Genomic DNA, 15,248 nt, shown 5'->3' on the forward strand with positions numbered 1-15,248 from the left:
AGAGCGGTTTCCTCCGACTGCCTCTGATCGCCGCTGCAACCCGTCCTAGCAGGTCACAGGCGGTCCGGTCCCAGCTGACTCTCAGCGGTCGGGTGTCTTCCTCGCATGACTACGATTGAGGTTGCCCTAACGGGGTTTGGCGGATACGAACAAGGACAATCCTCGTCGGCAGGTGCGGTTGTCGTTCCTTGCGTGACGAGGGTGCCGGCTGTAGGTCTGAAGTCCGGCCGTACCAAACGAGTGCGGCTTGCCCTTGCTTTGTAGCGGCGGACTCATAATCCGTCCCCTTCGTCTGCCACCCCGATCGGTGCGCGCTCGCCGTCCGAGGACGCACGCACATCCCGGTCGCGCGTGGCCTGTCGGCGGCTGGATGCGCGGCGCTGGTCAACTGCGGCGGCGCGGTTGTCGCCACTGAAGACCGGCTCGTTCGAAACGCGCGCGAGCCGGGTGTGGCTGACCGGTGGCCCGATCGGCGTGGTGCTGCTAGGAGCGATCGGCACGGATGCCAGTGGCATCGGGCCGGGAGGATTCGCCGACCGGAGTGTGGCATCGGCTCAGGTTTCTTCGGCGCTGGGTGCGGCGCTTCGCTCTGCCGTGACGCCGGCCAAACCGTTGGGCGCGGTCGCGCAGTTGGAGCTTCTCCAGGATGCGTGAGAGGCTCCCGGTTCGCCTCGGCAGCCGATCCGCCGCCGGAGGCCGTTACCGGTTCACCAAGGGCAATGGGGCGAAGGTGTGCCGCTCCCACAGCCGTCGCGAGGCCTCCTCGGGATATGCGGCGACCTTCGGGGCGGCGTCGAGGATCTGCACGAGGCGCTCTTCGGTGTCGTAGGTGGTCCAGCCCGGGTCTCCTGTCGTTGCAAAGGCGGCCCAGGCGGAGCGGAAGCGAGTGGAAAGCGCCTCGGTCTCGGGTGACGGCGTGGGGCCGATCAGCATGCCGCCGAGGCCGCCGTAGATGCCAAAGGTCAGGGGCACGTCCAAGCCGTGGCAGGCTCCGAGGGCTCCGCCGTTGGCGGGAGCGGGCCAGGTGAGCTCGTACACGTGTGCCCGACCGCCCCCGGCCACGTGCGCCTCGGCCAGATGCAGCGAGGGCATGCGGAACAGCCAGTCGGACTGGACGAGTTCGAACAGGTACTCCGAGGAGGCATCCGGGAACGCGGCGCGGTACGCCTGCTCGGCGTCCGCTGTCGGACCGAACAAACCGAGGGTCAGCGAGGCGAGGCCGTCGTCCACGCGGCCCAGCAGCCCGCCCAGCAGGAGAAAGAGCCGGAACTCGTCCCGGTTGTGTCCGACGATCAGGTCCACGTCCCGCGCTGCGCCGCTCGCCAGCGCCTCCCACGGCGTGGAGGCCAGGACGTCGCCGTCGACGACGGGTGAGAACGGGGTGGGGGTGAAGGCCACAGGGCCCCAGCGGTGCGCGTACTCACGCATCCTGGAGCCAAGTGCGGCCCCGGCCTCGGTCAGCTTGCGCGGGTCCACAGCCGACAGATCGTCCACCGTCGGGCGCAGCCCGAGTGCGCCGGTCATGACCTCGGCAATGTCCGCTGCCAACGCGTCGGAGAAGAACGTGCCCGGCACGCTCTGCGCGATGGCCCGCTGGAACAGCCCTCGCGCCCGGGGCATCGCCATGAGGGCGGCGATGGACCCGGCGCCGGCCGACTCGCCGAAGACGGTGACCTGTTCCGGATCGCCTCCGAAGGCAGCGATGTTCTCGCGCACCCACTCCAAGCCGGCGACCTGGTCGAGCAGACCACGATTGGCGGGCGCGCCCTCGATCCGCAGGAAACCCTCGATTCCGACGCGGTAGTTCAACGTGACCACGACCATCGCGCCCTCCCGGGCGAGGCGGCCGGCATCGTAGGCCGGGTCGTCGGCGGAGCCGAACTTGTAGGCACCGCCGTAGATCCACACCATGACGGGGCGTCGTGCGGCCGGATCCGTGTCCGGTGTCCACACGTTGACGGTCAGCCAGTCGTCCCCTGCCGGCGCGTTTCCGGAGGGAGCCGCGTCGGGGCCGAACGGCTCCTGCGGGGGCGGCGGACCAAACGTCAGAGCATCCCTGACGCCGTCCCAACGGTCCACCACTCGCGGCGCACCGAAGCGCAGCGAACCCACCGGTGGCTGGGCGAACGGGATGCCACGGAAGACCGCGAGGCCCTCCTCGTGGTGCCCACGCACCGCGCCCGCCACGGTCGTGACCTCGGGATATCCGTCAATGCTCATGTGTCTCCTCATTCGACCGCCATTCGGCTGGCGGTCCGCACAGGGGAAGGGCGGCGGCCATCCTGCATCAGGGTTCTTGAAAGATCAATCGATTGATGCGAGAACACGAACCCCAGAGAATGCCGGACGCGACGCCATTGACACGCACCCGACCCGGGCCGACACTCAGAGCCAGCCCGTGGTGAACAACATTTCACCAGGCGAACAGTCCTGTTCGGGCCCCACCCATCTCCAAGGACGAAGATGCGTACCTCCGCTGTGTCCCGTCCCCCGCGGCACACGTTCCGCACGGTCTTCCCAGTGCTGTCCCTCTGCTGGATGGCCGTGTTCTTCGACGGCATGGACGTCAACATCTACGGCGCCGTCATGCCCCACATGCTCGACGACCCACAGCTCGGCCTGACCCCGGCCACCGCCGGAACCATCGGCAGCTGGACCACGTTCGGCATGCTCATCGGCGCGCTCACCGCTGGAAATCTCACCGACTGGCTTGGCCGACGCCTGATGCTCGTCGCCAGCGTGACGCTGTTTTCCCTCGGCTCGGCCATCTGTGCCGTGGCCCCCGGCGTCGGTCTGTTCGGCGCCGGGCGGTTCGTGTCCGGTCTCGGCCTGGGCGGACTCATGCCGCTGTGCCTGGCCATGGTGATGGAGTTCGCACCACCACGCCGGGCTGCCCTCACGACCGGCCTACTGATGACCTCGTACCACTTCGGAGGGATGGCGGCGACCGGCCTGGGCCTGACCCTGGCGCCGGCTGCGGGCTGGCGCTGGGTGTTCTGGGCGGGCGTGCTCCCGGCCGTGATCGCCGTACCACTGCTGCTCAAGCTGCTGCCGGAATCACCGGGTGTACTGCTGGCACGCGGCAAGCGCGAAGAGGCCGACGCAGTCGCGGACCGCTACGGCATCCCCCGCCCCGCCATCGTCGCCGCCCCGGCGGCCGGTGCGGCGGGCCGCCTCGCCGCCGTGCAGGCACTGTTCCGGCCACAGTCCCGCTGGGCCACCCCGCTGCTGTGGCTGGCGTCCTTCAGCGGACTGCTCCTCGTCTACGGCGTGAGCACCTGGCTGCCGCAGATGATGCGCGCCGAAGGCTACGGCCTCTCCTCATCCGTGAGCTTCCTTCTCGTCATCAATGCCGGAGGCATCGTCGGCCTGCTGATCGCCGGCCGCACTGCCGACAAGTTCGGCGCGGTGCGCGTGTCGGCCATCTGGTTCGTGCTCACCGCCGCCGGCGCTCTGCTCCTCAAATCCCATCTCCCGCTGGGAGTCACCTACATCGTTGTCGCCATCACCGGAGTGTGGCTGTTCAGCGCACAGGTCATGGTCTACGCAGCCACCAACACCGTCTACCGCGACAGCGAACGCGCCGCGGGCCTCGGCTGGGTCACCGGCATCGGCCGCACCGGCGCGGTCGTCGGCCCCTGGCTGATCGGCCACCTCGCCACGAGCGGCAACCAGAGCTGGGGCTTCACCACCTTCGCGTTGACCGGACTGATCGGCGCCGCCGCGATCTCCCTCGTACCACTGGCACAACGGGCCGGCAGGGGAGACGCCTCCGCCCCGGCTTCCCGTACGGTGGCCACGGCCGCTGCCGGTACCGCGGACAGTTGACGCTCGGCCTCTCCTCCTCCAGCACCGCCTCACTCCCACCCCCCGACTCTCGAAGGAGTCGGCATGCATCACGCATTCGGATACCCCTGGGGCACCTGCCCCGAGCCTTGGCGGCGGCTGCCGTGGCCGTGGCCCTGATCACGGCCACGGCAGCCACCAGTACCTCTCCCGCGCGGGCCGCCACGGATGTCGAGGTCACCAAAACCTTGCCTGCGCCCCCGCCCAGCCATCCGGCACCCAGGGCCACCTGCTCGACCTGTACGTCCCGCGCTCCGACCGTCCGCTTCCCTTGGTGATCTTCACCAGCGGCTCGGGCTGGCTGGCGGACAGCGGCCGCACGGGCGCCGACAAGGTCGCCGCCGAGCTCAACCCGCATGGGTACGCCGTCACCGGTGTCGCGATCCGCTCCGGCGGACAAGCGCAGTTCCCGGCCCAGTTGTACGACATCAAGGGCGCCATCCGCTGGCTGCATGCGAACGCGACGACGTACCACCTCGACCCCCACCGCGTCGCGATCATGGGTGACTCATCGGGTGGCTGGACCACAGCGGTGGCCGCCGTCACCGGGAACATCCCGGCACTGGAGGGCGGCGTCGGGCCGCTCGGCCCGTCCAGTGCCATCCAGGCGGCCGTGCCGTTCTACCCGCCAACGGACTTCCTACAGATGGACGCGCACATGCCGGACAACTGCCGGGCGTTCAACTCGGCCTTCGGACTGGCGAACTGCCACTCCGACGCCCGATCCCCTGAGTCACGACTGCTCGGCTGCACCATCACGGCCTGCCCCGCCAAGGTCGCCGTCCCGGTCGGTGTGGGCGAAGCGCCGCGGTTTCGCGGGTCGACAAGTGAGGCGACGCCATCTCCGAGGAGCATGGCGCCCACACCGGTGACGAAGCCGGCGGAACACCGCCCCACCACGGCCCCGGCCGGCGGCCCGGCCGTCCTGGCCTGCGGCGGCGTCCAGCGAGCAGAGCACCAGGCGGCCACCGTGCCCGAGCTGCTGTCCCCGCAGCGTCGGCAGACCGTCGACGAGTTCAACCGAGCCTTCTCGGGCCGTCGGCCAGCGGATATGTGGCCCCCTTCCACATCACTACGGCCGCCGGCAGGGACAGTGCCAGGACCTGGGACCCGTCGAGTCACCAGGGGGCGTACCGGAAGATCTGGGCAGGGGACAGCGGGGTTCGGGTTCGGAGAGCCTGCTGCCTCACGGCGGCGGGCCGGAGCCGGCGTGTGCGGACGCCGGCTTTGTCGCCGTCTGCGGTGGCGGGGCGTACTCGGTGAGCAGGAGGGCGATGTCGTCCGCCCTGTCGGCGGACCGGCGGGCGTTCCGCAGCAGCGCGTCGGCCAGATCCTCCAGGCGGCCCCCGCCCATGCGGGCCAGTGACGCGCGGAGCCGGTCGATGTCGGAATCGATGTCCGAGTCACGCCTCTCGATCAGTCCGTCCGTGTACAGGGCCAGGACCGACCCGGGTACGAGGCGCAGCTCCGACTCCGGAAAGTGCGCCGCTGTGTCGATGCCGAGCAGCGGGCCGCCGGGCACATCCAGGACTTCGGCCCGGCCGTCGGGCAGGCGCAGCAAGGGCAGGGGGTGGCCGGCACGGACGATGCGCACGACCCCCGAGCGAGGACGGAGGCGGGCGTAGCAGCAGCTTGCGAGGAGCGCCGGGTCGAGGTCCATGTGGAGCCGGTTGGTGTTGGCGACGACGTCGCTCGGCCGGTGGCCGGCGGTGGCGAAGGCCCGCACCGCGCTTCGCAGCTGGCCCATGGCGGCCGCGGCGGCGACGTTGTGCCCCTCGACGTCCCCGACGATCAGCGCGACCTCGTCGCCGGTGGGGATGACGTCGTACCAGTCACCGCCGATGTCCATCCCTCGGGTGCCCGGAAGATAGCGCCCGGTGACCTCAAGGCCCGGCAGTGCGGGCAGCCGGTGCGGCAGCAGCGCGTTCTGCAGGCCGCGGGCGAGGGCGAATTCCGCGTCGTAGAGCCTGGCTCGTTCCAGGGCTTGGGCGATCAGGCCGCCCAGTGCGGTGAGGACGCCGCGCTCCTCGTCGGGAAATCGGTGGACGTCGTTGAAGCCGAGCAGGCAGACGCCGACCGGGCGGTTCGAGGCGATCAAGGGCAGGAACGCCCAGGAGTTGGACTGACTGACCATGATCCCGGGGTACGTCTCGAGAAGCTCCTCACGGGACTCGACGAACAGCGGGGCCCCGGAGGTCAGCGCGTCCGTCACGGGCAGCCGGGCATGCAGCGGAGTGCCTTCGAACCGGGCGAGAAAGCGCTTCGAGTAGCCGCGCTGGTCGAGCAGGCGCAGGCGCCGCTCCTCCACCACGGCAATCGCCAGCTTCTGACCGCCGAACGCGGGCAGCAGCTGCTCGGCGACGGCCTCGAACACCTCGTGCGCGGTGACCGCCTCGGTGAGCGCGCTGCCCAGCGTGAGCACCCGGTAGAGGGAACCCACGCGCGGGGCCGCGGGCGGAGGCGACCAGGAGACGGGCGGCCCCCCTTCCGCGAGGGTTGCCCCGGGTCCGGTGTCGGCCGGTACGGGCTGTCGCACGGGTGCCGCCCACCCCGTCATGCCCTGAGCGCCCGGGTGGAGGGAGAAGACCAGCCATGTGGCCGGTGGGCGGCGGACCAGGAAGGAGACCGGTTGCTGGGAGACCAGGGCGGCCCGGTAGCGGTCCTCGTACATGGGATCGGCCAGCCAGGGCAGGACGTCCCAGGGGCGTTGGCCGAGCAGTTCGTCCTGGCGGACCCGCAGCAGATCCTCCATGCTGTGGTTGGCGTAGGCGACGCGTCCGTCGGGCGAGAGCGCGAAGAAGCCGTCCGCGAGCCGCTCGATCGCCGCCACGGCGGCCATGCGGCTCCCGGAGTCGAGTACGGCGCCGACCAGATGGGCCGAGGCCTCAAGGTCGTCAGGGCTCTCGGGCACCCTGCCCCACAGCTCGACGGTGTGGTGGCCTCCGCGGCCGTCCCGGATGCGCAGGCAGTGTGCCAGCACCTGGCGTTCCTGGACCGCGGCACGGGCGGCGGACCGGAAGCCGGGCAGATCCGCGGGCTCGATCATGGCCGCCAGGGTGGCTGCCCGTCCGTCGAACTCGCCGGGCGGCATTCCGAAGATCGCGCACAGCTCGTCGTCGGCCGTGAGGGCTCCGGTGCCGAGATTCCAGTCGAACAGACCCACCCGGATCACCGGAGCGGATGGCAGCGGGACTACTACGGGAGCCGTCCGTTCGTCGTACACACCGAGCGCGCCACGGGCCCGCAGTCCGGCGAGGGTGGCGCCCAGTCGGTCGGCGGCGGAGCGCAGCTTCCGGCGCTGCGCCCTCGACAGCCCTGTCCCGTCCGGCCTGGCCGTCCATACCACGGCCATGGTGCCGAACGTCCGCTCGCCCGCCCGTACGGGGACCGATGCGGAACCGAACGGGTAGGGCAGGGCGACCGAGAGCTGCGGGAAGCGCCGCATCGTCTCCTCCGCGCCGGCCAGATGGACCATGCGCCCGGAGCGGTACGCCTCCGCCACCGGCAGACCGCTGTTCACCGGGATCCGACGCCAGCCGCTGAGCAGGGAGGGCGGCGACCCGCACGACGCGGCCACTACCAGCGAGCGGTGGTCGCCGGAGAGCAGAAACACGCTTCCGGTATGCGCTCCGGTCAGCTCCACGGCACCGACGATGGCACTGACCAGCGCGTCGTCGCGCTCGGGCGCTTCGCCGGCACTCGCGGCGCCGAACGGGTACAGGTTCGATGCCACACCGTTGGCCGACACGTTGCCCTCGATCATCGATGGGTAATTTGTTCCATTTTAGGACGGTCTGTAGCTCCCCGTGGGCAGGTGCCGGGCCGCGGACGCGGCGATCAGTGCGCGCTTCCTGGGCTGAGCAAGATCGTCCTGGGAGTGGCCGCCAAATCTCCGTACCTTGCGTGTTCGAAACCGAGAAGTCCTGCGCGGTACGGACCTGAACATGATCGAAGTCCCTACGGCGGATGCGGGAAGTGCCTGCTCGGCGTGCGACGGCTGTCGCGGATGAAACTCACCACGTCGTCACCGGAGCGGCAACGCGAGGGCGTGCTGACCGCCACCGCGTCGGTCGGGGGCCACATCATCGGCTGGGCCGACGACTGGGAAGTGTCGGGCGCCACCGACCCGATGACCCGGCCGAAACTGGGCCCGTGGCTTCGCGATGAGAGGGGTCCGTACGGCGGGTTGGTGGCCGCAGCCGTGGACCGGCTCGGTCGCAATGTCGTGGACTGCCTGAACACTGGCTACAAGATAAGTGACGACGTATCCGGAGGTGCGCTCTGTGCGACGCCTTTCAGTGACCAAAGCTGGTCTGCATCTGGCTGCCTGAGGGAGCGATGGGGGTTGACGGGACATAGAGGCTTCATAGGATTCGAAGCCTCGACTCACCGGCAAGGGAGCCTTGTTGGTTTTCTGCGGCGATCTGGTCGCCCAGGAGGATCGGGAAGACGCAGCGGCCGACCGGCGCGGAACGAGTACGGTGGCGCTGGGGGAGAGGGTCACGAAAACGGCTCGAGTCACTTCGGGGTCAACACCGTCAACCATCAGTAGCCTCCGGCCACATCCTCACCGGTTATGAGGTCTTCTCATTTGAACAAGGAGGGGGCGTGCGCCGACATGATGACGGCAAGTGTTGGCTGCGATCGTATTCGCGGCTACCTCGAGCCGCACGTGGCAGCAATTGCCGTGCGCCTCGTTCGGGCCCTCGGGAGCCATGGCCCCCGTCGTTTCACGGAGTGGTTGCCACTGTTTGTGGGTGGGAGTCCGCTGCCGAGGTAGCGGACTCCCACCCACAAACGTCGCTCAAACCTTGTCCGGAGTGGATACCAACAGGTCCTCCAGGTCAAACAGCGCCAACGAGTCGAGGCGGCGGTCCGCAAGGGAGAAGTCGTGTGAGCGTGACAGTACGTGTGGTACTGCCACACAGAACGCACCGGCAGCCTTGGCCGCCTGTACTCCTCGGTTGGAGTCCTCGAAGGCCACGACGGCCGACGGTTCCACGCCGAGCCGCCGAGCCGCGAGGAGGTAGAGGTCGGGGGCCGGCTTGGTGCGGGTCACGTCCTCCTTGGTGACGACCACGTCGAACGCCTCGCGCAGCCCGAACCGCTGAAGGTGGGGCACCACCGAGGTCGCCCGGGAACTGGAGGCGACCGCAAGTGGCAGGCCGCGCCGCTTGGCGTCCGCCACCAGCCGCCGAACGCCGGGCAGCGGTGCCTCGTACGCCATCCAGTTCCGGAACAGGCTCTCCCCGCGCTGTTCCAGTTCCGTCGCACTGATCGTGCCGCACCGGGCGGCGAGGTCGCCGAACGGATCGAAGTCGTGCAGCGTGCCGCCGATGGCTTCGACGTATCGGTCGTACGGCAGTTCCTGGGAGAACGCCCTGTAGAGCTTCGTGAGCACCGCCAACCACAGCACCTCGGTATCGGCGATCAACCCGTCGAAGTCGAACACCAGCGCCCGGTCCTGCCCACTCACGACGTGGCCACCGTGTCCGGTCGGCCCCGCTGCGCAATGAGCCGGACGTCCGCCTGGTAGGACATGTGCCTGCCGAACGTGCAGATGGCGGCGACCGCGTAGAGTGCGGCGATCGCGCCGAACAACAGCAGTGGTCGTGACTCGAAGATCACCGCTGCCAGGTACCCGGTCGGGATGGACACCACCGCGGTGAAGGTCTGCACGGCCGCGAAGAACGTGGCCCGCTCGTCCGGGTGCACACAGCCCACCACGATGGCGTCGCGGTAGGACTCCACGAGGAACGGGCCCGCGGAGGTGAGCACCGTGCAGATGAAGAGCAGTGTGAGATTGCCCGGTCCGAGCGCAAGGAACAGCAGCCAGCCGGCGCAGCTGGTCACGAGCGACCACCGAGCCATGGCACCCTCCGACACCCGACCGGCCGCCCAGGGCATGACGACCGCGTACGAGAACAGCGCGGTGACCGCACCGACGGCCGGGACCGTGCCCACGACGACAGCGCTGTACTCCAGCCTCTTCGTCAGGTATACGGCCAGGAAGATGTTGAGCTGGAAGGCGACGAAGCTCAACATGTACATGAAGATCAAGCGGCGCAGTGCTGTGTGCCGCCCGGCCGCCCACAGCAGCTTCCCGCTGTCGAGCACGCTCCGCAGCATGCGCGTACCGGCATGGCGTTCCATGGCCTCGACGCCCGCCTGCGTCTCCACGGTGTACCAGTGACGCAGGCAGTTGTGGAGCAGCATGGCGAGACCGCCGACGAAGAACAGCACGCGCAGCGTCGGCACCGTTCCGTACCGGTCCATGAAGAACCCGACGATCGGCACCAGCAGGCCCGCGAACATGATCACCACCTTGATGGCGGCGAAGATGCGCGGTCGGTCCCTCTCCGGGCTGTCCTCCGTCGCGAGCAGCCAGAACGACACGTTGACGATCTTGGACGAGGCGTTGAGCAGATAGCCGAGGAGAAACATCCAGAAGTTGTTGCTGAACGCCCACACGAACATCGGGATGACCCAGGAGGTGACGTCGAACCAGAAGGTGGCCCGGCGCCTGCCCATCCGGTCGGTCACCGCGCCCGCCACGAGCTGGAACATGAACGCGACGTACAGGTTGGCCGAGACGATGGCGCCGATGGCCACCGTGCTCAGGCCGACGCTCTCCATGTACAGCGTCGCGTAGTACAGCGCCGCCGTGCCGAAGATCGCCCAGAACGGTTCGGTGTAGATGCAGTACCGGGCGTTGCGGTGCAGGTTCGCCACGAAACTTCTGCGCTTCATGAGCGGATCACGGCCTTGACGGCCTTGACCTCGGCCTTCTGCCCGGTCGCCAGGTCGACGCCCATGGTCGCCTCGAAGGCGTCGCGGAAATCGGCCATCTCGACTTCGGTGGTCACCAGCTTCGCCAGCTCCGGCATGTCGGAGGCGAAGTCGATGGCCGGGCCGATGGCATCGTGCAGCGGGACGGCCGCGATGATGCTCAGTCCGTCGTCGATGAGAGTGGTGGGCGCGACCTCGACCCGGTAGGTGTCGTCATAGCCCATCGGCACCACCCGGCCGCCCTTGGCGACGACCTCCAACGCGGTGGACAGCTGGTTGCCGACAGCATCGATCACCACGTCGAACTTCTTGCCGCCCGTGAGCTCCGCGACGGTCTGGGGCGTGAGTTCGTCGGGGTGCAGTGCGTAGTTGGCGACGCCGGCCGCGAACTCACGGCGGTACGCGTTCGGTTCCGTGGCGACGGTGAGCCGGCTCAGCCTGCGGGTGATGCTCTGGCACAGCAGGCCGATGGCGCCGGAGCCGATCACCAGAACGGACTCGTGCGGTTGCAAGCCGGCCTTGAGAACGCTGTTCAGTGAGCAGCCCAGCGGCTCGATCAGGCTCGCGACCTGCCAGCTCATCCCGTCCGGTATCGGGTAGAGGTATTGGGCGCTGCCCACGTAGTACTCGGCGAACGTGCCCGCGAGGGTGAAGCCCACCTGGTGGTCGTCGAAGTTGAAGCAGTAGCAGTACGCTCCCAGCCGGCAGTTGCGGCATGTGCCACACGACTGGGTGGGGTTGATGATGACACGGTCACCGACCGCGAGATGCGTCACGGCGTCGCCGACCTCGACCACCGTGCCGACGCCCTCGTGCCCCAGCACGGTGCCCTCCTCGGCCACCGCCAGTTTGCCCGCGAGGATCTTGTGGTCCGTGCCGCAGATCCCGGTCATCTCGACCCGGACCTTCACGTCGTTCGACGTCCGCAGAACGGGTTCTTCGACATCGACGAGGTCCATCCGGCCCTTGCCGGCGTAAATGAGTGCTCGCATTCCTGGCCTCCGTTGGAGTGTGGTGTCAGAAGCTGGTCAGGGCGGCGTCGATCGCGCGTTCCACCCTGTCCAACTGGGCCGGCGTGTGCCGGTCCGAGAAGACGAAGTAGCCCTTGGTGAAGATCTGCCGGTCCGCGAGGGTCGCCAGCACATGGGTGCGGAACGGGTCGGTCCAGAAGTCCCGCGCCCCGGGGGAGCCGAGGGAGAAGCTCGAGTAGTCGCCCCGTACCTCGACACGGCCGGCCAGGCCCAGTTCGGTGATGCGGGAGCGCAGGGCGGTCATCATCGTGAGGGTCCGCTCGCGCCACGAAGGCCACACCGGTGCGGTGTCCAGCAGTTCCTCGCATGCCAGAGCGGCGGCGAAGGCCAGTGACTCGCTGGAGTGGGCGTTGCTCATTCGTACGCCTTCGCCGCGCATCACCAGCCGACGGTCGCCCAGCATCGCCGCGAGCGGGAGGCCATTGGCCATGCCTTTGGAGATGCACAGCAGGTCCGGCCACACGCCGACCTCGCCACAGGTGGCCCGTCTGCCCATGCGCATGCCTGAGGTGACCTCGTCGAAGACCACCACCGCGCCGTGCGAGCGGGCCTCCGCCACGACTGCGCGGAGGTGGTCGGCCGACCAGCGGTTCGGGCACAGCACCACCGCCGCGATCGTCCCCGGGTGCTTGCGCAGCAGGTCGACGAGCCGCTCCGGATCGCCCGGCGGGCAGGTCAGCGTCAGAGCCGCCACCGCGTGCGGGATGCCGAGCTCCGTGTGATGCGCCGAATAGTGCGACGGTGCGGCCCAGTCGTGCCACCCGTGGTACTCGGTCGCCACGACGAGGTCGCGTCCGGTGGCCGCACGGGCGATGCGCACTGCTCCGCTCACCGCATCGGCGCCGCTTTTGGCGAACTTCACGGACTCGTAGACCCCGAACCGGGACAGGAGCCGCTGCGCCAGTTCCAGTTCGAGGGGGTCGGCGACCGAGAAGGACGTACCACGCTTCAGCTGCGCAACGACGGCTTCCTCGACCTCGGGCCGGGCATGACCCCAGGTCGCCGTCCCCATGGCCATTTCGCAGTCCAGCCAGGTACGGCCGTCGACATCGGTGAACTCAGCGTCCTTGGCTCGCGCCGCGGCGATCGCACCGCGGCCTGGCAGCAGTCGCTGCGGCGTCTTGGCCAGAGTGCTGCATCCCGCCGGGATGACCTCGCTGACCTCGGCGAGCCAAGTGAGGCTCGGTACTTCAGGTGTGGCGTCAATTCGCACGTGCGTCACCGGACCTTGACCCCGGGCCAGCAGCTCGCGTTCAGGTCCGCGAGTCCCATGGTGTTGCCGTGCAGGTCGACGACGATGTCGTCCGACTGCGTCTCCAGGCGCTGCGCCAGCCACATCCGGTTGTCCAGCAGACGGACGAAGTTCTCGACCAGGATCAACAAGGGCCGGGGCTCGGTGAGCAGTTGGGCCGGCAGGATCTGGGGCAGCAGGATGGACTGCTCGCCGTCCACCGTGGTCGAGTAGTCGAGCACGTTGTGCCGGTCGATCGTCGACCCGTCGCACAGCGCCTGCCAGAAGTCCGCTGCCTCGGTGCGGGTCTCCGCCAGGTCGAGCGGCAGGTAGTGGCTGACGTCGGCGGCGCGGCCACGCAATCCCTCGAGCAACCGGGGCGTGATGTCGTTTTCGATGTGGGCGCCCCAGGACTTCCAGAACCGCGCGAGATTGGTCTTCCGGTTGCCCGCCCGGTGCACGCCGTTGCGCCGTTCCCAGTGGTATGACGTGACCCTGGGGTCGATGACCGTGCGGTAGCCGAGCATCCTGGCCCGCATCTGGTAGTCGAAGTCCTCGTACCCGTTGAAGTACCGCTCGTCCAGCAGACCGACTGCCTCCCTGACCTCCCTGGTCATCGCGAACAGCGCGAAGGCGGCGAGTTGCACTGTGTACGGGGAATCGGGCAGGTCCGATGTCCTCGCGTTCAGGTACAGGTGCCTGCCGAGCGTCTCGCTGAACGAGATGCCGCAGTGCTGGACACCACCCGTCTGCGGGTACAGCAGGACTCCGGCGGTCATCCCGGCGTCCGGGTGGTCGCTCAGGGTCCGCAGCATCCCGGACTGCCAGCCGGACTCGAGGATCAGATCGGAGTCGACGAAGAAGACGTGTTCCCCGTCGGCGACGGCCAGGCCCTGGTTGAGGGCTTGACCGCAGCCATGGGGCTTCTGGTTGTGCACGGTCGTCACGGTGACGTCGGCGGCCCGCTCCGCCTTGATCTTCCGGGCGAACTCCTCGATTAGCTCGCTCACCTCGGTCCCGGAACCGTCGTTGACCAGGATCAGCTGTGTGTCCGGCTCGACGGTCAGCCTCAGCGACTGCAGGAAGAGCGACAGCACGCTCTGTGTCTGAAATATGGGCACAATGACACTGCTACGCACGAAAACCCCTATTTTTTCGCACAGCGCGGTTCCGGGCGCAGCATGAACCACGCCCCGGCAACGCTATTTCGAGTGCGGTGCGGATATCGGATCGAGCATTCTTGGAATGCTCCCGTACCGAATTGCCGCGTGCCCCGTCAGAAGGGACGCACGGCGACGCCGATGCGAAGTACGGAAGAAAACTGGAGTCGGCGAAACCAGAGGAAGAAGGATGCGGCCAGGCGGAAACTCAAGGAGTCGGCCGGCCGGCGTACGGCCGAGTGAACCGGGCGGCACACGACGGCGCCGCGTTCAGCTACCGGACTTGTCGGCGACCGGCCAGTCAGCTGCCGTCGCGAAGCTGGGTGAGGGTCTCCGGGCGGAAACTGATGTTGTCGAAGACGGCGGTGCATCCCGCACCGAACGGCGACTGGGCGAGGAATCCGACCTTCAGATCGGTCGAGTCGGGCAGCGCGCCGAAGGAGAAGTGTCGGATCAGCCGCCACCATTCGCCGTCATGGGAGGCATGAAGGGCGAAGGCCCGCCCCATCCGGGAGATACGCAGCCAGGTGCGGTTTCCACTCACCTCGTCAGCATTGGCGTCGTCCGAGTCCCCTCGCGTGACCACTGATACGACGCTGGGCCGACCCTGCGGAGTGTACTCGAAACACAGTTTCGCCCAGGTCTGCTCGGCCGCGCGAATGAACAGAACACCGGCATCGAAGGTGTCCTTGAAGTCCACCTCGACGCGGGCCGTCAACTGGAAGTCGCCGCTGACGTCCCCAACGAGCCGCAGAAGGTCAGCGCCCGTGGCGGGATCCTCGCGCGACGGATCGAGGAACAGGTCTGTTCGCGGACCTGCCGTAATGACGAGAGTCTCATTCTCGACACGCCATGTGGTGCCGACGTCCGGCCCTTCCGGCGCGATATCGAAGGGAAGACCGGGCACAGTCAATGAATGGTTCACGAATCCCCTTGTGCTGGCGTTGCGTACCCCTGCGAACCAAGAGCCTCGTGGGGCCGCTGTTGGCTGTCCATTCGCCGCCGTCTGGAATGAGAGCAGATGCCCTCGGCGCCGGACGTGATGCGGCCCTTGCTCCGCAGGGCGTTGAAATGATTACCCGTTGCGAGGGCGCTGTGTAGAGGCATAAACATGTCGAACACGGACATATATGTCAAATGGCGAGGATGCGGTCGACTATTTGAAGCGATCAAGCCGCCGTGGATAAGTAT

The 15,248-nt window shown here is 68.2% G+C and carries 11 protein-coding genes and 1 pseudogene; 4 read left to right on the plus strand and 8 right to left on the minus strand.

Going from position 1 to position 15,248, the window contains the following annotated elements:
• Positions 1-351: 351 nt before the first annotated feature.
• Positions 352-654, plus strand: coding sequence for a hypothetical protein (locus tag KUM44_RS35715; RefSeq protein WP_217213908.1), 303 nt, complete (start codon positions 352-354; stop codon positions 652-654).
• 45 nt (positions 655-699) lie between these two features.
• On the opposite strand, the gene KUM44_RS35720 is transcribed toward KUM44_RS35715, so the two are convergent.
• Entirely contained in the window at positions 700-2,220 is a 1,521-nt protein-coding gene (locus KUM44_RS35720) for a carboxylesterase/lipase family protein (protein WP_217213909.1), read from the minus strand.
• Between the two features lie 243 nt (positions 2,221-2,463).
• Here KUM44_RS35720 and KUM44_RS35725 point away from each other — a divergent pair, with 243 nt between their 5' ends.
• Both KUM44_RS35725 and KUM44_RS46225 read left to right on the plus strand, forming a co-directional pair.
• Positions 2,464-3,828: an aromatic acid/H+ symport family MFS transporter gene (locus tag KUM44_RS35725; protein ID WP_217213910.1), complete on the plus strand. Its 1,365-nt coding sequence runs from the start codon at positions 2,464-2,466 to the stop codon at positions 3,826-3,828.
• 256 nt (positions 3,829-4,084) lie between these two features.
• A pseudogene (locus KUM44_RS46225) lies at positions 4,085-4,558 on the plus strand (alpha/beta hydrolase fold domain-containing protein); the annotation flags it as partial.
• 474 nt (positions 4,559-5,032) lie between these two features.
• Here KUM44_RS46225 and KUM44_RS35735 read toward each other — a convergent pair.
• Positions 5,033-7,609 (minus strand): SpoIIE family protein phosphatase, encoded by a 2,577-nt coding sequence (locus tag KUM44_RS35735; RefSeq protein WP_217213911.1) that lies wholly within the window; start codon positions 7,607-7,609, stop codon positions 5,033-5,035.
• A 243-nt stretch (positions 7,610-7,852) separates the two neighbouring features.
• On the opposite strand from KUM44_RS35735, the gene KUM44_RS46235 reads away from it, so the two are divergent.
• Entirely contained in the window at positions 7,853-8,398 is a 546-nt protein-coding gene (locus KUM44_RS46235) for a recombinase family protein (protein WP_254390589.1), read from the plus strand.
• 252 nt (positions 8,399-8,650) lie between these two features.
• Here KUM44_RS46235 and KUM44_RS35745 read toward each other — a convergent pair whose 3' ends face one another.
• The 6 genes from KUM44_RS35745 to KUM44_RS35770 form a co-directional block, all read right to left on the minus strand.
• A complete protein-coding gene (locus KUM44_RS35745; RefSeq protein ID WP_217213912.1) occupies positions 8,651-9,322 on the minus strand; it encodes an HAD family phosphatase in 672 nt (223 codons plus the stop codon).
• Positions 9,319-10,596 carry an MFS transporter gene (locus KUM44_RS35750; protein WP_217213913.1) on the minus strand — a complete coding sequence of 426 codons (1,278 nt, stop codon included), beginning with the start codon at positions 10,594-10,596 and terminating at the stop codon, positions 9,319-9,321. Before KUM44_RS35750 ends, KUM44_RS35745 begins: the two co-directional genes overlap by 4 nt.
• Positions 10,593-11,627 carry a zinc-binding dehydrogenase gene (locus KUM44_RS35755; protein WP_254390590.1) on the minus strand — a complete coding sequence of 345 codons (1,035 nt, stop codon included), beginning with the start codon at positions 11,625-11,627 and terminating at the stop codon, positions 10,593-10,595. Before KUM44_RS35755 ends, KUM44_RS35750 begins: the two co-directional genes overlap by 4 nt.
• Positions 11,628-11,652: 25 nt before the next feature.
• Positions 11,653-12,879 (minus strand): aminotransferase class III-fold pyridoxal phosphate-dependent enzyme, encoded by a 1,227-nt coding sequence (locus KUM44_RS35760; protein WP_308402801.1) that lies wholly within the window; start codon positions 12,877-12,879, stop codon positions 11,653-11,655.
• A 5-nt stretch (positions 12,880-12,884) separates the two neighbouring features.
• Positions 12,885-14,087 (minus strand): glycosyltransferase, encoded by a 1,203-nt coding sequence (locus tag KUM44_RS35765; RefSeq protein ID WP_308402802.1) that lies wholly within the window; start codon positions 14,085-14,087, stop codon positions 12,885-12,887.
• 271 nt (positions 14,088-14,358) lie between these two features.
• A complete protein-coding gene (locus KUM44_RS35770; RefSeq protein ID WP_308402803.1) occupies positions 14,359-14,982 on the minus strand; it encodes a DUF1349 domain-containing protein in 624 nt (207 codons plus the stop codon).
• Positions 14,983-15,248: the final 266 nt, after the last annotated feature.

This window comes from Streptomyces sp. AC550_RSS872, from assembly GCF_019049285.1.
In the GTDB taxonomy this organism is placed as follows: domain Bacteria; phylum Actinomycetota; class Actinomycetes; order Streptomycetales; family Streptomycetaceae; genus Streptomyces.